Below are 22,374 nucleotides of genomic sequence, written 5' to 3' on the forward strand. Positions count from 1 at the left end.
ACATCTATTAAGAATATTTTTCTACTAAAAATGCAAATATAGAATTATATTCTCCACAAATTATATATGAACTATAATTTAGAGAATTGTATTAAAAAGGTCATTGCTCTATTTCCTCTATACTAGTATATGGGAGGTAAACATATGGACAAAAATTTTGTGGCCTTGAGAATTATCGAATTAATGGAGTCTAAATCAATGACTGAATATGGTTTAAGCTCCGCCTTGGGAAGAAGCAACAGCTATATTAATAAGATTGTCTCTCAGCAGGCGTATCCTTCTATGGAAAGCTTTTTCGATATTTGTGATATTTTTCAGATTACCCCCGCCGATTTCTTTAATTCAGATATTTCCTTAAATGATGAGAAATTTACAAACTTTCTTAATACTGCCCGCACGCTGAATAAAGATGACTTAAACTTAATTATGACTCTTACAGACAGGCTTTCTAAAAAACCAGCCGATACACAAAAGAAATAATCAACCAAAAAACTAAAGAAATAAAAATGGGGGGATTTTTATGAAGAATTTATACCATGCAATTTTGTATCTTTCTGTGTTTTGTGCCATAGGAGTTTTTCTGCTGTTGATTTCTATATTATAATTTTCGTATGATACCTGCATTCCCACTTACTTTCATCTAAAGATATTCCATCGGGGCTGTAAAATAAGTCCTTAATTAGGAATCGCCAGTTCCGGCAAATGCCGGTTCTGGCGATTCCTTGTTTCAATATCTGTTATATGAACATGATTTCTGATCTTATATGTAAAAAAACGTACACTTAATAAAGCTATATGTATAACTTTTACATTTTAAGCAACTATTTCTTGTCTCCGCTTTTTATTATGATATTTATAAAGGTTAAAGCCACACGAAATCAATGTGACTTCGAGTATTACGTTTTTCTCGCCTCTCCGAAATAATCTTTTGTAAGATTTATCCCACTTTAAAATCCCAAATGTTCCTTCTGCCTGAATACTTCGATTCATTCCTAAAAGACTTCCTTGGGTGGTTTCAAGATTTTTGATCACCTCCTGATGGATGGCTGTCAATTCCTGATTCATGCGAATTGTTCGATTACCAGAGGCCTTTGAACTGCATTCTTTTTTATGCTGGCAACCATCTCAAGATTCACATTCATAGAGTTCTTCTGTTCTTCCATATTTATTCTTATAAACATGACGTTTGCCTTTAAAGTAAAATCTCTTGCCATTTGGGCAGATCGGGTTCCCAGATTCATCCCTTCCAAAGTTTACAGCACGATATGGGTCTTTATGATATTTCTTATCTGTTGTTTCTTTCTTGAACATAGTGAATTTCATATACTTTTCCATCCCATGCTCTTCACAATAAAGATCGTTATTGTAAGAACCATATCCCGCATCGGCAACTGGATATTTGGGGTAATGTCCGTACATTTCATTAAATTTCTCCATCAGCGGAACAAAGCATTCCATATCTGATGCATAGTGTTTTACATCTACTGCCGCAATGTATTCATCACAGACAGCAGTCTGGAGATTATACGCTGGAAGCAGCTGATCATTTCCCATGTAATCTCTTTTTAAACGCATAAATGTGGCATCATGGTCTGTTTTGGAATAACTGTTTCTTTCATCTCCACAGATTTCTATATGATGTGCATATGTTTTCAAGCGTTCAAGATATCTCTGCAATTCCTGATACTGTTTTTGCTGAATACTTTTTCTGTGACCACAGCCGGAAACAAACGAGGACTCCTTCAGAGCTGTTTCTTTTTTGTACATTTCCAACAGTTCACAAACATAATCAACGGCATACTCTTCCCTCTTTTGAAGCTTTACACCGAAATAGCTTAACACGTTTTGGTTCATGGCCTCGATCAGCATTGAAATCTTTTTAAAAACCTTATCTCGATTTTTTGTACAAGATTTTTTCCATATCCAGGTATATCGATTCGCATTCGCCTCTATTTTAGTACCATCGATATAAGTATGTTCCAGATCCACCTGGTCTTTTTCAAAAATATAAGTATTCACATCCAAAAAAATCTGTTCGATTGAATCTGTAAGTTCATTTCGGATGATGTTGCCGAAAGTAACAAAGGAAGGGGCTCTCATGCCATCAAGCAGGTACATGTATCGGATATCATTTCTACAGAGTTTTTCAATATTTCTCAGAGAACAGATTCCGTGTTCCATAAAAGCAAAGAGTATTACTTTGAGGAGTTTCTGTTCATCACATCTTGGACGACCTGTTTTGTATCCCTTCTCTACAAAATATCCTGATAGGTCAATGTGATCCATTACTTCGCAGAAAGTATATACAGGATCAGAAATATCAATTAATTTTTCAATTTCTAATGGTAATTTTAATTATCTTACAGTATAATTATTATTGGTATTTTTAGTTAGTCGCATAATTAATTATACCAAAAAAACGCTGAAATCTCACGACCTCAGCGTTTTTTTAGAGCTGTTTTTTTTACAGCCCCGCCTAATCAGAAGATATGCCTCCGTTTCTGGTTATTGTACACACACTCCGTTTCCATCTACCTGATATCCGTCAGGCGTTGTGGTGTTCGCCAGCATGGCTCCGGACTGGTCACAGTAATACCAAAGACCGCCTACTGAAATCCAACCTGTTCTCATATAACCGTTTTCATTAAAATAATACCATTTTCCGTTAATTTCCATCCATTGACTTACAGGGTAGGAGCCGTCCTGGTTACGCCACCACCAGCCCAACTGGTCCTGCTGCCATCCCGCCTGAATTTCAGGCTGAGTCTGATTTTCTGTGCCCCCTGTTACTCCCGGACCGCCGTTTTCATTGGCGGAGTTGCTGCTTTCTTTCCGTTTTTTTACTGTTTCTGCAAAATCGTCATCTACATCAAATGTCTCTGATCTTTCAGACCATGGGCCGCTTTTATAATCCTTATCGCTGGATTTTGCCAAAGCCCTTACTCGGAAAGAGTACTCTCCGTCTCTTGTCATTTTAGAATAAAACTTATATTTCTCAGATTTTGTCTTTTCTGTAGTTACCTTTGAACCGTCTCTGTATAAGCTGACCTCGTACTGGTATACCCCATCTACCTCATCCCAATTGGCAGTGCCGTCGTCGTCCCACCACAGGCCTCCTACCTGCTCTAAGGCTTCCTTTTCACTATCACTTTTTGCAAAGCTGCAAAAGGATGATCCTGCCAGGAATACTCCTGCTATTGCTGCTGTTATAAACGTCATTAGCTTCTGTCTCATTATTTTTCCTCCTTCTGCTAACTTCTTTTCCCATTAGCCATAAATATTTCTCATAATTATACCATAGATTTTTTCTGGCTACAAGCAGCGCATTTTCTCTCTGTTTCTTTCATATACTGGATACAAAACTATGTTGGAATGTTACTATGAATAAAATACCTTTTTCTTTGAAAAAACTGTCTCTTACCGCCCTGCTTTTCTTGGCCGCCTATCTGCTTGGCTCAGGCGCGGCTATGCTGGTTTCCCCTCCATCTGAGGCAGCCTCTGCCTCTGCAGACGGCAACTGGGGACTTAACTTTCAAACTCAGGGCCAGGCGCCTGTAGGCAACGCCACTCCAGATTATCTAAAGGATTTCAACGCCTGTTACGTGGATAATACAGATGAAAAAGTTATTTATCTGACCTTTGACGCAGGATATGAAAACGGAAATACAGAGCCGATTTTAGACGCTTTGAAAAAACACAATGCTCCCGCTGCATTTTTTCTGGTAGGGAACTATTTAGAGACCAGCCCTGATCTGGTAAAGCGGATGGCAGACGAGGGCCATATTGTAGGCAATCATACATACCACCATCCCGACATGTCTAAAATCTCCACCGCCGAAGCTTTTGGGCAGGAATTAAGCAGTCTGGAAGAAAAGTATCAGGAGATCACAGGAAAACCTATGAGCCGCTATTACCGCCCTCCTCAGGGAAAATACAGCGAATCTAATTTAAAAATGGCAAATGAAATGGGGTATAAAACCTTTTTCTGGAGCCTTGCCTATGTTGACTGGTATCAAGATAAACAGCCCAGTAAGGAGGAGGCCTTTAACAAGCTTTTAGGCCGCATACATCCAGGCGCTGTAGTGCTGCTTCACAGCACCTCCAGCACTAACGCAGCCATTTTAGATGAACTGCTGACAAAATGGGAAGAAATGGGATACCACTTTGCCTCCCTGGACCAGTTGGCAGAACGCCTGGAAAGTTAAAGCTTAAATAAATAAAAATCCCCCTACATCTGTACATACCATAAGCTTTCTAACTGACTGGTATGTACAAATGTAAGGGAAAACTTACTTAGATTCAAAAATCATCTCCACAACAGACTGATATTCTGTTAATGTTTTCGCCTTTTTTAGTTTTCTCTCCAGCCCCTCTTTTCCTGAAAACAGGGGCATTAAATAAAACCATATTTCCTTCATTTTAAAAAGCACATTTCTGTCACCGGAAAAGATTTGGCAGTAACCTTTACATATTTCGTCGTGCCATGCTTTTACTGTTTTTTTCTCAATTTCTTTCTGCCCTGTAATTTCTCCCATCAAACCTGGGCTTCTCAAGATTCCTCTGCCTATCATTACGGCCTTCAGGTTAGGAAAAGCTTCTGAAATACTTTTATAATCATCTCCTGTCCTTATATCCCCGTTATAACATAAAGGGTGAAGGCTGTTTTCATATGCCCATTGAAAGGTTTGAAGATCAGGATGATTATTATAAAAATCCTTCTGGATTCTGGGATGTATAATCACCTCTTCAAAAGGATATTTATTATATATTTCCATTAATCCCTGAAATTCATCAGGGCTGTCCTTTCCAATTCTGGTTTTCACAGATATTTTCATATCCAGCTGTGAAAACACCTGGCCAAAAAATATGTCCAGCTGCTCCTGGTCAGCCAAAAATCCTGATCCTTTCTTTTTTGCCACCACCGTGCCGGAAGGACATCCCAGGTTTAAATTAATTTCCCTGTAGCCCATTTTTTCCAGCTCTCTGGCCGCCCAGATAAAGTCGTCGGCTTTATTTGTCAAAATTTGCGGAACTACATACATGTCTTGATTATGCTCCGGCAGCACATCTTCCACTTCTCTTGTTTTAAATTTTCTGGTCTGTGTAGGAGTGATAAACGGGGTAAAATACTTGTCCATGTGATAAAGGTATTTATGGCAGGCGTTTCTGAAAATATATCCTGTAATTCCCTCCATAGGGGCCATATAATATTTCATAATTTCCTCCTTGCCTGCGCTACATAAACAATTCCATGGCAGCTTCTACCTTGTCTGGTTCCATAAATTGTTTTAATATTAACCCTGCCGTCATAACGCATGTTCTGTGAAAATAAATCAGGAAAAATACAAATGCTATTCCAAATAATATACCTGTAATCAACCGCTTATAATTTTTGCTTTCATAGGAGGTTAAAAGCTGAACAAATCCGTCTATAACCATAGGGGCCATTAAAGCCAGGGTGACAAGGAAACTGGGATACCCTATAAATAAAGCAATAGGAATCCCCAAAAGGATTCCTATTAATTCACCTGTGCACCTGGCACATATGGGAAATTGTTTGCCGTGAAAGAAAAATGAGCGATCTGGTCTGGCATGACAGCCAAAAAAGATTCTCAAAAACTTACCCATTTTACATTCCTGCTGCGGCAAGGCCAATTCCGAGAATAAACATTACAACATACCACAAAATACCGATAATTACAGATACCAGGGCGCCAATTCCTGCTGCCTTAGCTGTCCTTGGCTTCTGATCTTTCCATACTAAAAACAGAACTAAACCTACAATCGGAATACAGCAGCCTAACAGTCCCCATAAAAAACCACCGTTATCATTCACTGGAGCTGTGTTATTTGACATAAAATTCTTGTTCATTTCGTCCATACCAATTCCTCCTATAACATAATAATATTAAAAAACTGAATCTGCCATTCCCAATTTTTAAAATTCAGATAGTTTTTCTATGTTATTTATATCTTACTCTTTATAAGTTGTCAAACAAAATCTAAGTAAACGCAAAAATTCTATTCTTTTCCCTCATTTACCCTGCCATCTTCATCAACTGTAATACCAAAAGAGATTGTTTCTATATAGTCATAAAACTCTTTTACAGCCGTTTCATCCTCCAGCTTCCTGGTATATCCGGCGGATGATGTTCCCGGTATTAAAGACAGCCGGGTCTGATCATCTTCTATTTTTACTTTTAACAGCATTGTTTTTGGAATACTGCTGCCAAACACAAAATTTCCCAGACTGTATACAATAGGTTTTCCCTGATAATATTCTATGCCCTGCAGCACATGGGGATGGCTTCCTATTACTATATCCGCCCCTGCGTCAATACACTGTCTGCCTAATGTTTTTTGGTATTCCTCCGGCATTTCTTCCCGCTCCTCTCCCCAGTGAATATACACAACAAGAATATGGCACTGGGGCTTTGTCTCCTCTATTAAAGCTGTCAGCTGAGCAGGATCATAAGACACCAGCATACCAGGGCTGTTTTTGCCTGCCGCCCACTCTGGCACGGGAATTTTTCTGGAAGCGCCTATAAAGCCAATTTTTATTCCAGTAATATCTGTAATCTCCGGCTTTTTCGCCTCCTCTAAATTTGCGCCGGCTCCTACGTGCTTAATCCCTGCCTGGTCTAACACCCTGCAGGTGTCTAACAAAGCGTCTGTTCCAAAGTCTAACGCGTGGTTATTAGCCAACGTTACCAGGTCAATATTCATTTCATTTAATATAGAAACCTTTTCTTCTGGCAGACGAAAGGTGTATTGTTTGTCTTCTGCAGCCTGCCCTCTGTTGCTGAAAGGAAACTCCTGATTTGCTATAAAGTAATCTGCCTGCTCTATTTCTTCTCTGTATCCGTGATCTAACACCCCGGAAATACCTCCGCCCTTATTATAGGCGTTTAAAACGTGGTCGGACAGCAGCACATCTCCGGCAAACAAAAGCACTGCCTGGTTTGTATTTTCCAAGACAGCTTCAGTTGCAGCCTGGCTTTCCTCCAGACTTTCCGTCTGCGCCTGCTGCTCCTTAAATTGCCCTTCACCTTGCTCCCTGGTCTCCTTTACAGACTTTTCTGCCGGGGTTTCTGTATATGCTTTTACATATGCCTCACCTGTATATTTATCCAGCCTTCCTCCGTAAAATCCTAAATTACTGCAGCCGCATAGAAAAATTGCTGCAGCCAGGAAAAAAACAATTCGTGTTCTGCTCATGTAAGCTCCTTTAAATATCTCAGGCCTTAACGGCCCATCTCATTTTGGTGGAACGGGCCCGGCTGTTTCTGGCGCACTCCTCAGCTGACGGACGAATTACTTCTGTACTAATACTGCTGTAAACTCCTTCTTTCAAATATTGTTTCATAGACTTTTTCACCAGTCTGTCTTCCCCGGAATGGAAGGTTAAAATAGCTGCCCGTCCTCCCTCTTTCAAGGCATAGGGCAGTTTTTCCATAAACTGATATAAAACTTCAAATTCATTATTAATATCAATTCGCAAAGCCTGAAATGTCCTCTGACAAGTTTTTTTCACTGTTTCCTTTCGTTCCGCCTCCGGAATAAAATGCAAGGCCTCTTCTATGGCCTGCTTTAGCTGAGTAGTCGTCTGAATCTCCTGCCCTTTTCTGATTTTATCTGCAATTACCTTTGATATTTCCTGAGCATAAGGTTCATCTGAGTTTTCCTCCAGCATCCCCTGCAGTTCCTCCTGGCTGATTGTCCTTAAACGCTCTGCCGCAGAAATCCCCTGCTCCGGGTTCAGCCGCAGATCCAGGGGGCCTTCAAATTTATAAGAAAAGCCTCTGTCCGGGTTGTCAATCTGCATAGAAGATACTCCCAAATCAGCTAATATAAAATCAAAGGGGCCCGCCTCTTTCGCCACCTGATCAATATAGGCAAAATTCAGAAGCTTTACAGTAACCATATCCGGCCCAAATCCTGCTTTTTCCAAACGCTGTCTGGTTTTTTCCGACTCAATAGGATCTACGTCCAGCCCGTATATGTGGCCTTTTCCCTGCAGGCATTTTAACATCTCCAAAGTGTGGCCACCATATCCTAAAGTAGCGTCCAGCCCTTTTTGTCCCGGCTGTATTTGAAGAAAATCCAGTATCTCCTTTACACAAATGGAAATATGCATTCCTGCCGGCGTGCTTCCTTTTTTTATTACCTTTTCTACAGTGTCCCTATATTTTTCCGGCTGCAGCTCTTTATATTTCTCCTTGTAGCTTCTGGGATGAGTGCCTTTATACCTTACCCTTCTTTTGTGCTTTGGCTCCTGATTTTCCATTTTCCCCTCCATTTTATAGTGATCTTTCCAGGCTTACAAAAAATGCGCTGTAAAAATCATCCTCTCCTTCTAAAACCGGTGAATTTTCACCGCCGCCGTTGGTGCTTCTTTTCATTGCAGCATAAAATTCCTCCCCTGCCCCAATTAACTCCATTTCATATATAGGGTATCCTAGTTCTCTGCATTTTCCACAAAACGCAGAAAGGGGATTCTCCTGTTTTTTTGTTTCTAAAAACTGTTTTTTCAATTCCATATCCTGCTCTGCCTTTCTCAGCAGCTCATCTAACATTTCCGGTATTGTCATATAGGCCTTTCCTTTCTCACTAATTTTTTTCCAGGATTTTTTCTCTTCTTACTAAATCATAGTATTATTCACACCGCATACTTTTGTCAATATACTTTTACATATGAATATGGCATGTATAGACAAATTAGCCCTCCCGTTAATAAAGTGTTAATAAGTTGTATCAATATCGTTAAGAACCGTTAAAACCTCTTCCACTATTTCAAAAAAACAAGTAATATGATGTGTGGAAAAAGGAGGGATGGAAAAATGAATTTAGCAATAATTTTAATTATGATTGTATATGCAGTGTTAGGCGGTCTTTCAACTCTTGTATTATTTTTTGGTATACCTGCAATTATTATTTGGAAATTCTACCGCAAGGCTAAGTTCAACATTGCTCTTGTTAATTAATTATTAGAATCAGTGTTTAGGCTGACAGCCTGGATAAATCAGTAAAGGGGCTGCTGCAATATATGCTGGCTTTTTCATACCGCCGGCTATTTGCAGCAGCCCCTCCTTTTATTTGTGATAAGGACAGCCGTGAATAATTCTATAGCTTCTATAAATCTGTTCCAGTAAAATCACTCTCATCAGCTGATGAGGAAATGTCATTTTAGAAAAGCTAAGCTTATAATCCGCCCTTTTTAATACCTTTTGAGATAAGCCTAAAGACCCTCCAATTACAAACACAATCTGGCTTACTCCTGACACTCCCAGTTTATCTATTTTCTCGGAAAGCTCTACAGAATCCAGCATCTCTCCCTCAATAGCTAAGGCGGCTACATATGCGCCCTCCTTAATCTGGGCCAGAATCCGCTCCCCTTCCTTCTCTTTGATCTGCTCTTCCAAGGCCGCTGAAGCCCCCTCGGGAGTTTTCTCGTCCGCCACCTGAATAATCTCCAGCTTGCAGTATCTGCTTAGCCGCTTTTCATATTCAGATATCGCCTGCTGTAAATACTTTTCCTTTATTTTTCCTACTGTAACAAGTGTAATTTTCATCTGTCAAACTCCAGAATCATATCATACCACACAGCTCCCCCGTGGACAGATGCTGATACTCCCAGATTCTTATATCCAAATTTACTGTAATAGGAAAGCAACTTGTCCTTACAGGTGAGAATCAGGCCCTTTCTGCCGGCCTTCTCTGATTCTCTGATCATATGTCTCATCAAAGCCGCGGCCACTCCCTGCCTCTGAAATTCCGGGATCACGTCCAGTCCAAAAATACTTTGATATGCTCCCTTTGGCTGGTGAAATGATGTTTGGTGAAACATTTCATCGCAGATTGTTTTTCTGTCGCTGACAGCCCCGTTAATAAAACCTATGATTATTCCGTCTTTCTCAGCCACAAAAAAGCTGTCTGGAAAGGTCTGTATTCTCTGTTTTATTACCTCTCTCTCCGCCGCCTCCGCAGCCGGAAAACATATATTTTCCACCTTAGCCACTGCCTCTAAATCCTCAGGCCTTACTGTTCTGATTATGTACTCCAATTATTTTCTCTCCCTCTAACCGCTAAAATCTTCTAGCCGCTAAAATCCTCTAGCCTCTGAAATAGTATCCTACGCCCCATTTTGTGTGAACATATTTAGGGTCGCTGGGGCTTGGCTCAATTTTCTCTCTTAAACGCCTTACATGGACGTCCACAGTCCGCACGTCTCCTGAATCCATGGCTTTATTTCCCCACACAAAAGTTAAAAGAGCTTCCCTGCTGTACACCTTATTCGGATTGCACACAAGCAGCTCCAGCAAATCAAACTCCTTGGCTGTCAGCTTGATTTCTCTATCGCTGATAAATACTCTTCTGCCCTCTAAATCCAGCTTTAAGTCTCCTGCCGTCACTACCTTTTCCTTTTGTTTTCCGCCTCCTGCAGACCTTCTGGAATTGCGCCTTAAAATAGCCTTGATTCTGGCCTTCACCTCCAGAATATTAAAGGGCTTGGTAATATAATCATCTGCCCCGTACTCTAATCCCAGAATCTTGTCCATGTCATTGCCCTTAGCCGTCAGCATAATAATAGGCATCTCTGAAAATTCCCTGATTGCCTGGCACACCTCATAGCCGTCATATTTTGGCAGCATAACGTCCAGCAGCACAATATCGTACTCCTTCTGCTTTGCCATATTAATCGCCTCTTCCCCGTCATAGGCGCAGTCTACTTCCATTCCGTCCTGTTCCAGACTAAAACGAATCCCTTTTACAATTAATTTCTCATCATCTACCACTAATGCTCTTGCCATCTATTTCACTTCTCCTTATACGCCTATTTTGTCTTTAATTTTCTCAAATACAGCATCCTTAATCCCAGGAATATTTTTAATTTCTTCTATACTGCGAAACTTTCCTTTTTCCTCCCTGTATCTGATAATATCCTCCGCCCTGGATTCCCCGATTCCTGCCAGGGTCATCAGCTGCTCCCTGGTAGCTGTATTTAAATTAACTACAGATACAGTCAAATCCCCCTGCGCCTTATTCGCCTGCTCCTGTACTGAGGAAGAATAAAGCTCCAAATCTCTTACTTCCTCCAGAGACGGAACTATGATTTTCATTCCGTCTGCAGTAGGCTCAGCCAGGTTTAAATATTCCTCCGCTGCCTCCGGCGTAAATCCTCCCGCCTTCTCTACTGCCTGGAATACCCGGCTGCCCTCTTCCACCTCGTAAACTCCTGGAAAAACCACTTCTCCACAAATATGTACATAGTGGCAGTTCTGTTTCTCTTCTTCTGTGTTTAAGGCCTCTGTCTCCCTCTGCTGCAGATTTTCATCTGTTTCTCCAGACTTCTGAGCAGACTCCTCAGCCAGTTTTTCACCTTGAAGCTCCAGAACACTACCACTGTCTTGCCTAATTTCTTCATTGCCGCCGCAGCTGTAACAGGCGCCTGCAGCCAACATGCACACTACAGCCAACAGCATTTTCCATTGTTGTTTTTTCATAATATTTCTCCTTTTACAAAGGGGAAATACCGCATTCAGTCTGCTGTTACTATTTTACATAAAACATCATAATAAATCAATATCGAAAAATAATAATTCCTGCAATGGCTACTGCTGCTCCTATTGCCTTCTTCCACTCAAAAGCCGCTTTTTCCACGCCAAATAAGCCAAACAGCTCGATTCCATAAGCTACAATAATCTGAGCCACCACAATTAAAAGAGCCGCTCTGGCCGGTCCCAGGCTTCCCATACTTTTAATTACAGTAAATGTAATAAACGCCCCTAACACGCCTCCGATCAGCATATATTTAGGGGTTACTGACATCAGCCCCGTTACGCTGGGCCTTCCTGTAAACATCCAGATTACGGCGCAGGTAATAAATGCAGTCAGCTGCACCCAGCCGGCGGACACCCACTCGCTAGTCTGTTTTGTCACCTCAGTGTTAAATACTCCCTGCAGACTCATTAAAGCTCCTGACAATAGCGCCACTATAATTCCCCACATTTTCATTCCCTCCATTTTCATTTATAAATTGCAGATTCCTCTGATTTTGGATCTGAAACTTATTCATATTTTTCGCATTTACACCAAAAATATTCTTCCCATGGAAAAATGCAGAAAAAAACGGCCAGGCTCATTTTTTTAATCTCCCGACCGTTTTGCTTCTATTACTCCAGGTTCAGCTTTTTATTAAGAATGTAATCTGTGATCACTGCAAATGCCGCCAGCTTTATAAGTTCCACTGCCAGAGGAATTAAAGCGAGCAGATGAAGAGGCAAATAAGAAACTGTTATTTGATCTATTAATTTATTCAGCAAACTAATATTTCCCATCATCAATGCGCTGATAAAGTTAGATATTGCGCTGATCACCACATACCATACTACAGATAAAGCAATCTTATGAGTGCCTGACATGTGGCCTAAAGCCATAGACGTATACAGATGATAAATTCCTCCAAATGTGGCTGCTATACAAAGCGCTCCTATCTCCACTGCAAATATTGACATGTGAGCAAAAGCGCCTTTGTCGTAGGCTAAAGCCTGGCTGACCAGCTGTCCAATAGCTCCCGGCAGCTGTCCTAATGTAACAAAAAAGTCTTGACCTATTAAAAGTCCAACAGACAGCACTGCAGCTATTGTGGCGCACACTGCCATAAAGAATGCTGCCAATGCTTTTGACAGCACCAGCTGCCATGCCTTCACCGGAAGGGTGAACATCAAATAACCCTCCTGCCTTAAAAGGCCCTTATAAAACCGTTGCATCACCATCACTGCCGTAAATACCCACATGGCAATCATTCCTCCAATATACAGCAGCATCATAATCACTTTTGCATATCCGGCTAAAGGCAGTCTTTCTAAAATAGGATTTCCGCTGAGAAAAATTCCGTTTAAAAGGGAAATCACTAATACTGCCCCATAAACAGGAAACATAGTTCTCATCAAAGCCGTCCATTCATATTTTAAAAGCTTTCTAAACATTTTTTTCGCCCCCTTCTTTCTCGTCCTTCACCCAATCCTCCTCATAAGCCCTTTCGGACAATTCTCTGTATCCTTCTCTGTACGCCGGCATAGGAACTGCAAAAATTTCTCTGAATAAACGGTCCACAGACTTTCCTTCTTTATTGCGAATATTATCTATAGTATCATGTCTTACGATCTGGCCGTCCTTTAAAAATACGGCTTCATCCAGAACCTTTTCCACATCAGAAATTAAGTGCGTGGAAATTATTACAGAAGCGTCCTCTGAATAGTTAGTCAAAATAGTATTTAAAATAAACTCTCTGGCTGCAGGGTCCACTCCTCCAATAGGTTCGTCCAGCAAATACAGTTTTGCCTTTCTGCTCATTACAAGAGCCAGCTGAACCTTCTCTTTTGTACCCTTAGACAAGGTTTTCATTTTTTCTTTTGCGGAAATATTCAGGCTGCCTAACATTTCCCGCACTGCGTCCTCTCTGAAATCCCTGTAAAAATCAGAAAACATGCGGATCATATCCTCCACCCTCATCCAATCTGCAAAATACATCCTGTCAGGCAGATAGGACACTACTGATTTTGTGTATATCCCCGGCTCCCTGCCATCTATAGTAAGACTTCCTCCGTCTGGCTTTAACAGGCCGTTGGCCAGCTTAATTAACGTTGTCTTGCCAGAACCATTAGGGCCTAAAAGGCCTATAATTTTTCCCTTTTCCAGACTTAAATTTACATTGTGCAAAACCGTATGTCTTCCGAATCTTTTCTCCAGTCCGCTGCAGACAAATAATTCCTGACTCATCTTCCAACCTCCTTTAAAGCGCTTTCTAGCACTGTCTGAATCTCCTTAGCTGTAAATCCCATTCCTCTCATTTTTTCCAAAAACTGATTCACCTGCTCTCTGGCAAGCTCCTCCCTTTTTCTTTCAATAATGTCCATATCCTGCGTCACACACCTTCCTGATGTCCTGTTGGTTATTACCAGCCCCTGACTTTCTAAATCAGCCATAGCCCTCTGCATAGTATTAGGATTTACCCCGGCGTCAGCTGCAAATTCTCTCACTGACGGAAGGCGTTCGCCCACTCCATAAACACCTGCCGCAATCCTGGCAGCTATCTGCTCAGACAGCTGTATCCATATAGGTCTGTCATCTAATATCTTCCATTCCATGTTTTCACCTCTTCACTATTGTATGACAGTATTATTGTATTAAGTATCTAATACAATAATACTGCGAAAATAAAGAAATGTCAAGAGTTTATTAGTAAATAAAAAACGACCTAATGTTATCATTTCACTATTGTAATTGATAACATAGGTCGTACTATGAACATATTCTAATATATTTTAGGATTTCCCCTTCCATCAATGCCTTCTGCAGGCAGCCTCCGCTAAATGCATAGCCAGAACTGAGGTCGTCACCGCCCCCACGCCTCCCGGCACCGGGGTGGCCATAGAAGCGATTCCCTCTAAGGACTGAAAATCCACATCTCCGCAAAGCTTTCCGTCTTCATCTACATTAATTCCCACATCCACTACAATACCGTCTTGCTTTACATAGCTTCCGTCTAACATTTTAGCTTTTCCTGCAGCAGCCACCAGAATGTCTCCTTTTTGGCAGGTCTCTTTTAAATCTTTTGTCCTTGTATGGCAGACGGTAACAGTGGCGTTTTCTTTTAAAGCCAGCATCGCCAGCGGCTTTCCCACTACCATGCTGCGGCCTACGATAGTCATTTTCTTTCCTGTCAAATCTATATGATTGGCTTTTAAAACGTGGATCACTGCCTCTGCGGTGCAGGGGGCAAAGCCTGACTCATCTCCTGCAAATACTTTTGCAATATTTTCCGGGGAAATACCGTCCAAATCCTTGTCCGGAGAAATTATTTTTTCTATATCTTTTTCGCAAATATGCTTTGGAAGGGGGCGCAGAAGCAAAATTCCGTCCACCTCAGCATCCTGATTAATTTCAGCAAATCTGGATTTAAATTCCTGATTGCTGATATCAGCCGGATATGCGAACACCTTTGTCTTCATTCCCAGCTTTTCCATCCGCTTTACAGCGCCTTTTTCGTAAGAAATATCATCTGGGTTTTCTCCTACGCGGACTATGGCCAAAACAGGAATATATCCCTCCAGCTGTTCTAGCTTTTTATCTATTTCTTCTTTGATTTTAGCGGAGACCTCCGCTCCCTTCATGGCAATCATTACTGCTTCTCCTTTTCTGTCCCCTGAAGGCTGTTTAAAATTTTTCCATATATTTCATCTGCCTTCTTTGTGCCTGCGCTGATCATTTTCATGGCATATGTGTTCAGTTCCTCTGCCTTTTGTCTGTTTTTCATAGACTTTGTATTAATAAATACATTCATGGCAGCTCCAGTAAGAGAAGCTCTGATAAACTGAACTCCTACTCCCACGTCGCTGACAGCCATCACACTGCCCTTTTCCCCCATAATTTCCAAAATCATCAGCATCTCCATACACCGTTCCATTAAGCTGACAGGAACCAGGCTGGCGCCTAATAGATTCATTTCCATTACCTGCTCTTTATAAGTTTTTTCCACTTCATTTGTAGCAGGCAGGCTGTAGGCGGCTGCCAAAGGAGTAAAGGCCTGAGCGTCTCTGTCCGCCAGATTAATAAACTCCTTCTGCAGCTCCTGCATCCTGGCTAACAGCTCCCTGATCTCCTCCTCATTTTCCGCGTATTTTTTCTTTCCAATAGTCAGATTTGCCACCATCTGCCCCAGGGCGTTTCCAATGGCTCCTCCAACAGCAGAAGCCCCGCCGCCTCCCGGCACCGGAGCTTTTGAAGATAAGGTTTCTAAAAATCTATCAATATTCATTGTCTCTGTCATAATTTCTTCTCCCTTACAGAATCTGCGCTGATTTTACCATCCATGTGCAGGTGTTTATATTATGCCCTGCATAATCAGGTATCATATCCTAACATATTATACCATATCTGTTTCAGAGGACAAAGACATTTTCTCAAATATGTTTTCCAGCCTTTCTATCATTAAATCCACATGAGATTTTTCAATGACAAGAGGGGGCACAAAACGAATGACATTGGCACCCGCGCTGATTAACACCAGCCTCTCCTCCAATAATGCCTTGGACACTACCGGCCCTGCCGCTGTATTTAATTCCAGGCCCTGAATCAACCCCTTGCCCCGGCACTCCTTCACCGCAGGATATTTTTCTGCCAGAGCCCCTAATTTTTCGTGGAGATATTCTCCCACTTCTTTTACATGACTTGTAATATTTCTTTCTTTAAAAATATCCAGCACCTTAGAAGCTGCTGCTGTCACAAAAGGATTTCCTCCATAAGTAGTGCCGTGGTCTCCCGGAACCATAGCCTTAGCCGCTTCCCCACATGCCAGGAAAGCTCCGATAGGCACTCCGTTTCCAAGGGCCTTGGCAACTGTCATTACATCTGGTTTTACGCCGTAGCCCTGCCAGGCAAACATTTCTCCTGTCCGTCCCATACCGCACTGAATTTCATCTAAAATTAAAAGCATGTTGTTTTCATCGCACAGCTTTCTTACGCCTTTTATAAATTCTTCTGTTGCCGGATAAATCCCGCCTTCTCCCTGTACAGTTTCCATTAATATGGCGCAGGTTTTATTATTTACTAAAGCTTTTACACTGTCCAGATTGTTAAATTCTGCAAACACAATTCCTGGCAGCAGAGGGCGAAACGGCTCCTGGTAATGGTCGTTTCCTGTTACAGATAAAGCTCCCAGGCTGCGGCCGTGGAAAGAATTTTTCATGGCAATGATCTGATGATCGTGATTTCCGGTTTTATTGTAAGCATATCGGATTGCAATTTTTAAGGCTCCCTCAATCGCCTCTGTCCCGCTGTTTGTAAAAAATACCCGGTCCATTTCTGAAACACGGAGAAGCTTTTCTCCTGCCTCTATAGATGGCTGATTATAAAATAAATTAGAAACATGGAGAAGCTGATCCGCCTGGTCCTTTAAGGCCTGAGTATATTCCTTATCCCCGTATCCCAAGGCCATAACTGCAATTCCGGCCCCAAAATCCAGGTACTCCCTGTTCTCGTTATCGTACAAATATACTCCCTTTCCATGGTGAAACACTACAGGAAAACGGTTGTAGGTTTTATAAAATGTCTGTTCTGCCTTTTCTATTAACTGTTCCTTATTTTCCATGATAATATCTTTCCTCCCTGGAATTTATAATGGCTGTTCCAATACCTTTATTTGTAAAAATTTCCAAAAGCAGGCAGTGAGGAATCCTTCCGTCCAGAATATGAACTCTGGAAACTCCGCTCATAATGGCATCAATACAATTCTGCAGCTTTGGCAACATACCTCCGCCGATGCCTCCCTCAGCTACAAATTCCTTTGCTTCCTCTACTGTCAGCTCAGAAATCAAAGAATCCTTATCTTCAAAATCCCTGTAAACTCCCTCTACATCAGTAAGAAAGGCCAGCTTTTCAGCTTTCATTGCCTCGGCAATGGCGCAGGCGGCATCGTCTGCGTTTACATTATAGCTGGTCAAGTGCTCGTCGCAGCCTACTGGACAGATAATAGGAAGAAAGTCTTTTTCTAACAAATCATAAATAATTTTAGGATCTACCTCCTTAATATCTCCAACAAATCCAATATCCTGCCCTTTAGAATATTTCCTCTCACACTTTAACAGCATTCCGTCTTTTCCGCTGATTCCCACAGCCTTTATGCCCAGCTCATTTACCATCTGCACCAGGCTTTTATTTACTTTATTAAGGACCATCTCGGCAATTTCCATAGTAGCTTTGTCTGTTACTCTTAAACCATTTACAAACTTAGGCTCCATGCCTACCTTATTGATCCACTTGCTGATTTCCTTTCCGCCTCCGTGAACAATAATCGGCTTAAAGCCTGTCAGCTTTAAAAGCACTACGTCCTGGATCACTCTTTTTTTCAGTTCCTCGTCCAGCATAGCGCTTCCGCCGTATTTCACTACAATAATTTTCCTGTTGAATCTTTGTATGTAAGGCAAAGCTTCTATAAGCACCTCTGCTTTATGCATAATCATTGGATCTAAATTCATAATTATCCTCCCTTTTATAATATCCTTCTGCAATATGCATTAGGACCTGTAGTCTGCGTTAATTTTTACATAATCAAATGTTAAATCGCAGCCCCATGCAGTAGCCTTAGCTGTTCCCATTTGAATATCAGCAATAGCCGTTACCTCCGGCTGTGACAGAATTTTAGTGGCCTCCTCCTCGCTGTAAGGAAGAGCTACGCCGTTTTCTATAATCTGCAGTTTTCCTGCCTTGCTTTCAAAATACAAATTTACCTTTTCCGGATCAAACTGGGCACCTGAATATCCCATGGCGCACAAAATTCTTCCCCAGTTGGCGTCGTGGCCAAAAATCGCGGCCTTTGTTAAATTGGAGGTTATTACAGATTTTGCCAGCTGCACTGCCTGTTCCTTTGTTTTGGCTCCTACAATTTTCACCTCAAAAAGAGCTGTACAGCCTTCTCCGTCTCCCGCCATTTTTTTAGCCAGAGTTTCATTTACATAATTTAAAGCTTTTACAAAGGCCTGATAATCTTCATTCTTTTCAGTAATTAACGGATTCTCTGCAGCTCCGTTGGCAAGTAAAAGCACAGTATCGTTGGTAGAGGTGTCCCCGTCTACAGAAATCATGTTGTATGTATCTTTAATATCCTGGCTTAACGCCTCCTGAAGCAGTTCCTTAGATATGTTTAAATCTGTTGTGACAAAACTTAACATGGTACACATATTAGGATGAATCATTCCAGAGCCCTTGCACATACCTCCTACAGTTACAGTTTTTCCTCCTGCCTGAAACTGAACTGCAGCCTCCTTTTTCTCAGTGTCTGTAGTCATAATGGCCTTAGCCGCCGCCAAACCGCTTTCCCTTGTGTGGGATAAATTGGGGGCCATAGCCTGAACTCCGGCCGCAATTTTATCCATAGGCAGCTGCATACCGATTACGCCTGTGGAGGCCACCAGCACGCTGTCCTCCGGAATATTTAAGGCCTCCCCCGCCGCCTTGCATGTAAGGCGGCAGTAATCCATGCCCTCCTGCCCTGTGCAGGCATTGGCGATGCCTGCGTTTATAACAACTGCATGGGCCATAGCGCCGCTTGTTACTTGATTTTTATCCCATTTTACCGGCGCTGCCTTTACTACGTTTGTTGTAAATGTGCCGGCAGTGACGCATGGGCTGCTGCTGTAAATTAAAGCCATATCCTGTCTGTCTTTATATTTAATTCCTGCTGCTGTGGAAGCTGCAAAAAAATACCTGGCAGCCGTTACTCCGCCTTCTATAATATTCATACTGTTTTCCCGCCTTTCTTTCACACTACAAATTCTGTGCTGTTTTCTTCATTTAAAACAGCCTCATAATAATTCACGTCGTCTCTTTCCGTCCATCCTATTTCTTTCCAAAATACATTTCCCACCTCATTAGATTTAAAGGCGATTAATGTGATTTTGCTGATTCCCTCTTTTTTTAAGGCCTTCATGGCAAAATGCACCATTTTGGAGCCCACTCCGTGCTTCCTGTAATCCGGATGAACGCACACGTGATAAAAACTTCCCTGGCGCCCGTCGTGGCCGCACAGCACATCTCCTATAATTCTGCCGTTTTGGACCGCCACCACGCTGGTCATTGGATTTCGTTTTAAGAAACGCTCAATTCCCTCTCTGGAATCATCTACAGACCGGATGCCAAAGCCTTTAATTTCCTTCCACAGCCGCAATATGCCGCCGTAATCCTGTATTGTCATTTCTCTGATTAAAATATCCATTGTACCTGCCATGGCGTCTGCCTCCGTTTTAATTATGGAAACATAGGAATCTGTTTCAGTCCTGTGTTTTCCGGCAGGCCAAACATCAGATTCATATTCTGAATTGCCTGGCCGGCCGCTCCCTTTACTACATTATCAATAGCTCCCATCATAATAATTCTGTTGGTGCGGGGATCAATTTTAAAATTCACATCTGCAAAATTGCTGCCCTCCACAAATCTGGTCTGAGGAACCATATCTTTATCCAGCACCCTTACAAAATATTCTTTGCTGTAATATTTGTCATAAACTGCTTTCACTTCCTCGTAGGAAACTGTTTTTGTCAAAGAAGCATAAGCAGTAACTAAAATACCTCTGTTCATAGGCACAAGGTGAGGAGTAAAACTGATTGCAGCCGCTTTTCCCGCTGCTTTTGACAGCTGCTCTTCAATTTCAGGGGTATGTCTGTGGCTGCCTACTGCATAGGCCTTCATATTTTCATTTACCTCGCAGTACAAATTGTCCACCTTTGCCCCTCTTCCTGCTCCTGAGGTTCCTGACTTTGCGTCAATAATAATTGTATTCATATCTATCAGCCCTTCCTTTGCCAAAGGGTATATAGATAGGAAGGAACATGTAGGATAGCAGCCTGGATTGGCAATTAATCTGGCCTTTTTTACTGCCTCCCTGTTAATTTCCGGCAGCCCGTAAACAGCTTCCTCAATAAACTGAGGGCTGGCATGTTTGATTTTGTACCACTGCTCATAAACACCTACGTCCTTTATGCGGAAATCAGCGCTTAAATCAATAATTTTTACCTTAGATAAAATGTTTTCATTTACAAGGGAAGCGCACAATCCCTGAGGCGTAGCCATAAAAATAACGTCCGCCTGCTCTGCCAATTCTTCTATATTATCCTCCTTACATTCAGCCTCTACAAACTGAAACATATTTTGATAAATAGAAGCGTATTTCTGTCCCACATAGCTTTTGGAACCATACCATATAATTTCTGTGTCCTCTCTCTGAAGAAGCAGCCTTGCCAGCTCTCCTCCTGCATATCCTGTAGAACCGATAATTCCTACTTTCATCATATATATCCTCTCTTACATTTATTGTATATTCCTAGTGTCAATGGGTATAATTATACACTTACAGTGCATAGTATGCAACTTATTTTTAAAAAATTTATTTTCCTATTGATTTTTTCTGCATAATAGTGTATATTTATGAAAGTTTGAACAAGGCAGTCAGAAATTCGCTGTCTGAACTGCTTACATACAGTGCTAACAGTGCTACATTTATAAATATTTTAAATTTTGAGAGGAGATTTATTATGAAAGAGAAAGTTATTTTAGCTTATTCCGGCGGACTTGACACTACTGCTATTATTCCATGGTTAAAAGAGCATTTTGATTATGACGTTGTATGCTGCTGTATTGACTGCGGCCAGGGAAATGAACTGGACGGCTTAGAGGAAAGAGCAAAACTGTCAGGCGCTTCTAAATTATATATTGAAGATTTAGTAGACGACTTCTGCGACAATTATATTGTTCCTTGTGTTCAGGCAAACGCTGTATATGAAAATAAATATCTTCTGGGAACATCTATGGCCCGCCCTGCTATTGCAAAACGCCTTGTAGAAATCGCCAGAAAAGAAGGCGCTACTGCTATCTGCCACGGCGCTACCGGAAAGGGCAACGACCAGATCCGTTTTGAGTTAGGCATCAAGGCATTAGCCCCTGATTTAAAGATTATCGCTCCATGGCGTATGACAGATGTTTGGACAATGCAGTCTCGTGAAGAAGAAATCCAGTACTGTAAAGACCACGGCATTGATCTTCCATTTTCCGCTGACAGCAGCTACAGCCGCGACAGAAACTTATGGCACATCAGCCATGAAGGCTTAGAGTTAGAAGATCCGGCAAACGAGCCTAATTATGATCACCTTCTGGTTTTAGGCGTTACTCCTGAAAAAGCTCCTGAGGAAGGCGAGTACGTGACTATGACATTTGAAAAAGGTGTTCCAAAAAGCGTAAACGGCCAGGAAATGAAGGTTTCTGATATTATCCGCAAGTTAAATGAATTAGGCGGCAAACACGGCATTGGTATTGTAGATATTGTGGAGAACCGGGTAGTAGGCATGAAGTCCAGAGGCGTATATGAGACTCCAGGTGGAACCATTCTTATGGAAGCTCACCAGCAGTTAGAAGAATTAGTTTTAGACCGGGCTACAATGGAAGTGAAAAAAGATATGGGCAATAAAATGTCTCAGATCGTTTACGAGGGAAAATGGTTTACTCCTCTCCGGGAAGCTGTTCAGGCATTTGTAGAGTCTACACAGGAATATGTCACAGGCGAAGTTAAATTTAAGCTTTACAAGGGCAATATTATCAAAGCCGGAACAACCTCCCCATATTCTCTGTACAGCGAGTCCTTAGCTTCCTTTACTACAGGAGATTTATACGACCACCACGATGCAGACGGCTTTATTACATTATTCGGACTTCCATTAAAGGTTCGGGCAATGAAAATGGCTGAAGTAGAAAAAGCAGGAAAGTAATAAAACTATTGAAATACATAAAAAGAGCCTTTCTGATTATTATGTGCATTTTTTGTAA

General features: G+C 41.6%; 26 protein-coding genes and 1 pseudogene. 4 read left to right on the forward strand and 23 right to left on the reverse strand.

The window, feature by feature from the left end; genetic code table 11:
• Nucleotides 1-144 precede the first annotated feature (144 nt).
• Entirely contained in the window at nt 145-480 is a 336-nt protein-coding gene (locus C1A07_RS05075; protein WP_180952183.1) for a helix-turn-helix domain-containing protein, read from the forward strand.
• 333 nt (nt 481-813) lie between these two features.
• Here C1A07_RS05075 and C1A07_RS05080 read toward each other — a convergent pair.
• A pseudogene (locus tag C1A07_RS05080) lies at nt 814-2,337 on the reverse strand (transposase).
• A gap of 168 nt (nt 2,338-2,505) precedes the next feature.
• Nucleotides 2,506-3,234, reverse strand: a complete 729-nt coding sequence (locus tag C1A07_RS05085) for a hypothetical protein (protein WP_101876145.1) — start codon at nt 3,232-3,234, stop codon at nt 2,506-2,508.
• A gap of 146 nt (nt 3,235-3,380) precedes the next feature.
• Here C1A07_RS05085 and pdaA point away from each other — a divergent pair, with 146 nt between their 5' ends.
• Complete coding sequence (gene pdaA, locus C1A07_RS05090) at nt 3,381-4,205, forward strand: delta-lactam-biosynthetic de-N-acetylase (protein ID WP_101876146.1); 825 nt, start codon at nt 3,381-3,383, stop codon at nt 4,203-4,205.
• A gap of 84 nt (nt 4,206-4,289) precedes the next feature.
• On the opposite strand, the gene C1A07_RS05095 is transcribed toward pdaA, so the two are convergent.
• From C1A07_RS05095 to C1A07_RS05120, 6 genes are all read right to left on the reverse strand, one after another.
• Nucleotides 4,290-5,216: a tRNA dihydrouridine synthase gene (locus tag C1A07_RS05095; protein ID WP_101876147.1), complete on the reverse strand. Its 927-nt coding sequence runs from the start codon at nt 5,214-5,216 to the stop codon at nt 4,290-4,292.
• A gap of 19 nt (nt 5,217-5,235) precedes the next feature.
• Complete coding sequence (locus C1A07_RS05100; RefSeq protein WP_101876148.1) at nt 5,236-5,628, reverse strand: DUF2085 domain-containing protein; 393 nt, start codon at nt 5,626-5,628, stop codon at nt 5,236-5,238.
• Between the two features lies 1 nt (nt 5,629).
• Entirely contained in the window at nt 5,630-5,881 is a 252-nt protein-coding gene (locus tag C1A07_RS05105; protein WP_242972255.1) for a hypothetical protein, read from the reverse strand.
• A gap of 140 nt (nt 5,882-6,021) precedes the next feature.
• On the reverse strand, nt 6,022-7,218 hold the full coding sequence (locus tag C1A07_RS05110; RefSeq protein ID WP_101876149.1) for a CapA family protein: 1,197 nt from the start codon (nt 7,216-7,218) through the stop codon (nt 6,022-6,024).
• A gap of 19 nt (nt 7,219-7,237) precedes the next feature.
• The gene (gene rsmH / locus C1A07_RS05115) at nt 7,238-8,287 is read right to left on the reverse strand and encodes a 16S rRNA (cytosine(1402)-N(4))-methyltransferase RsmH (RefSeq protein WP_101876150.1); all 1,050 of its coding nucleotides are present in this window, start codon (nt 8,285-8,287) and stop codon (nt 7,238-7,240) included.
• A gap of 13 nt (nt 8,288-8,300) precedes the next feature.
• Nucleotides 8,301-8,591, reverse strand: a complete 291-nt coding sequence (locus tag C1A07_RS05120; protein ID WP_101876151.1) for a hypothetical protein — start codon at nt 8,589-8,591, stop codon at nt 8,301-8,303.
• 249 nt (nt 8,592-8,840) lie between these two features.
• Between C1A07_RS05120 and C1A07_RS16170 the strand changes: the two genes are divergently transcribed.
• Nucleotides 8,841-8,984: a hypothetical protein gene (locus C1A07_RS16170; RefSeq protein ID WP_180952184.1), complete on the forward strand. Its 144-nt coding sequence runs from the start codon at nt 8,841-8,843 to the stop codon at nt 8,982-8,984.
• 108 nt (nt 8,985-9,092) lie between these two features.
• Here the strand turns inward: C1A07_RS16170 and rlmH are convergent, their stop codons facing one another.
• The 15 genes from rlmH to argC form a co-directional block, all read right to left on the reverse strand.
• Nucleotides 9,093-9,572, reverse strand: coding sequence for a 23S rRNA (pseudouridine(1915)-N(3))-methyltransferase RlmH (gene rlmH / locus C1A07_RS05125; RefSeq protein ID WP_101876152.1), 480 nt, complete (start codon nt 9,570-9,572; stop codon nt 9,093-9,095).
• Nucleotides 9,569-10,063 (reverse strand): GNAT family N-acetyltransferase, encoded by a 495-nt coding sequence (locus C1A07_RS05130; protein ID WP_101876153.1) that lies wholly within the window; start codon nt 10,061-10,063, stop codon nt 9,569-9,571. Before C1A07_RS05130 ends, rlmH begins: the two co-directional genes overlap by 4 nt.
• A 49-nt stretch (nt 10,064-10,112) precedes the next feature.
• Nucleotides 10,113-10,811: a response regulator transcription factor gene (locus C1A07_RS05135; protein WP_101876154.1), complete on the reverse strand. Its 699-nt coding sequence runs from the start codon at nt 10,809-10,811 to the stop codon at nt 10,113-10,115.
• A 15-nt stretch (nt 10,812-10,826) separates the two neighbouring features.
• Complete coding sequence (locus C1A07_RS05140) at nt 10,827-11,504, reverse strand: helix-hairpin-helix domain-containing protein (protein WP_101876155.1); 678 nt, start codon at nt 11,502-11,504, stop codon at nt 10,827-10,829.
• Between the two features lie 76 nt (nt 11,505-11,580).
• Nucleotides 11,581-12,009: a DMT family transporter gene (locus C1A07_RS05145; protein WP_101876156.1), complete on the reverse strand. Its 429-nt coding sequence runs from the start codon at nt 12,007-12,009 to the stop codon at nt 11,581-11,583.
• 164 nt (nt 12,010-12,173) lie between these two features.
• The gene (locus C1A07_RS05150; RefSeq protein ID WP_101876157.1) at nt 12,174-12,989 is read right to left on the reverse strand and encodes a hypothetical protein; all 816 of its coding nucleotides are present in this window, start codon (nt 12,987-12,989) and stop codon (nt 12,174-12,176) included.
• On the reverse strand, nt 12,982-13,782 hold the full coding sequence (locus C1A07_RS05155) for an ABC transporter ATP-binding protein (protein WP_101876158.1): 801 nt from the start codon (nt 13,780-13,782) through the stop codon (nt 12,982-12,984). Before C1A07_RS05155 ends, C1A07_RS05150 begins: the two co-directional genes overlap by 8 nt.
• Nucleotides 13,779-14,150 (reverse strand): GntR family transcriptional regulator, encoded by a 372-nt coding sequence (locus C1A07_RS05160; RefSeq protein WP_101876159.1) that lies wholly within the window; start codon nt 14,148-14,150, stop codon nt 13,779-13,781. Before C1A07_RS05160 ends, C1A07_RS05155 begins: the two co-directional genes overlap by 4 nt.
• Nucleotides 14,151-14,345: 195 nt before the next feature.
• Nucleotides 14,346-15,185 (reverse strand): bifunctional 5,10-methylenetetrahydrofolate dehydrogenase/5,10-methenyltetrahydrofolate cyclohydrolase, encoded by an 840-nt coding sequence (locus C1A07_RS05165; RefSeq protein ID WP_101876160.1) that lies wholly within the window; start codon nt 15,183-15,185, stop codon nt 14,346-14,348.
• Nucleotides 15,185-15,832, reverse strand: a complete 648-nt coding sequence (locus tag C1A07_RS05170) for a cyclodeaminase/cyclohydrolase family protein (RefSeq protein WP_101876161.1) — start codon at nt 15,830-15,832, stop codon at nt 15,185-15,187. Before C1A07_RS05170 ends, C1A07_RS05165 begins: the two co-directional genes overlap by 1 nt.
• A gap of 96 nt (nt 15,833-15,928) precedes the next feature.
• Nucleotides 15,929-17,152: an aspartate aminotransferase family protein gene (locus C1A07_RS05175; protein WP_101876162.1), complete on the reverse strand. Its 1,224-nt coding sequence runs from the start codon at nt 17,150-17,152 to the stop codon at nt 15,929-15,931.
• Entirely contained in the window at nt 17,142-18,038 is an 897-nt protein-coding gene (gene argB, locus C1A07_RS05180; RefSeq protein WP_101876163.1) for an acetylglutamate kinase, read from the reverse strand. Before argB ends, C1A07_RS05175 begins: the two co-directional genes overlap by 11 nt.
• A 39-nt stretch (nt 18,039-18,077) precedes the next feature.
• Nucleotides 18,078-19,301, reverse strand: coding sequence for a bifunctional glutamate N-acetyltransferase/amino-acid acetyltransferase ArgJ (gene argJ, locus C1A07_RS05185; protein WP_101876164.1), 1,224 nt, complete (start codon nt 19,299-19,301; stop codon nt 18,078-18,080).
• Nucleotides 19,302-19,321: 20 nt separating this feature from the next.
• Nucleotides 19,322-19,786, reverse strand: coding sequence for a GNAT family N-acetyltransferase (locus tag C1A07_RS05190; protein ID WP_101876165.1), 465 nt, complete (start codon nt 19,784-19,786; stop codon nt 19,322-19,324).
• A 20-nt stretch (nt 19,787-19,806) separates the two neighbouring features.
• Complete coding sequence (gene argC / locus C1A07_RS05195) at nt 19,807-20,847, reverse strand: N-acetyl-gamma-glutamyl-phosphate reductase (RefSeq protein WP_101876166.1); 1,041 nt, start codon at nt 20,845-20,847, stop codon at nt 19,807-19,809.
• A gap of 242 nt (nt 20,848-21,089) precedes the next feature.
• Here argC and C1A07_RS05200 point away from each other — a divergent pair, with 242 nt between their 5' ends.
• A complete protein-coding gene (locus C1A07_RS05200) occupies nt 21,090-22,316 on the forward strand; it encodes an argininosuccinate synthase (RefSeq protein ID WP_101876167.1) in 1,227 nt (408 codons plus the stop codon).
• Nucleotides 22,317-22,374 lie beyond the last annotated feature (58 nt).

Origin of the sequence: Lachnoclostridium edouardi (assembly GCF_900240245.1) — a bacterium.
GTDB classification, from domain to species: Bacteria; Bacillota; Clostridia; order Lachnospirales; family Lachnospiraceae; genus Lachnoclostridium_A; species Lachnoclostridium_A edouardi.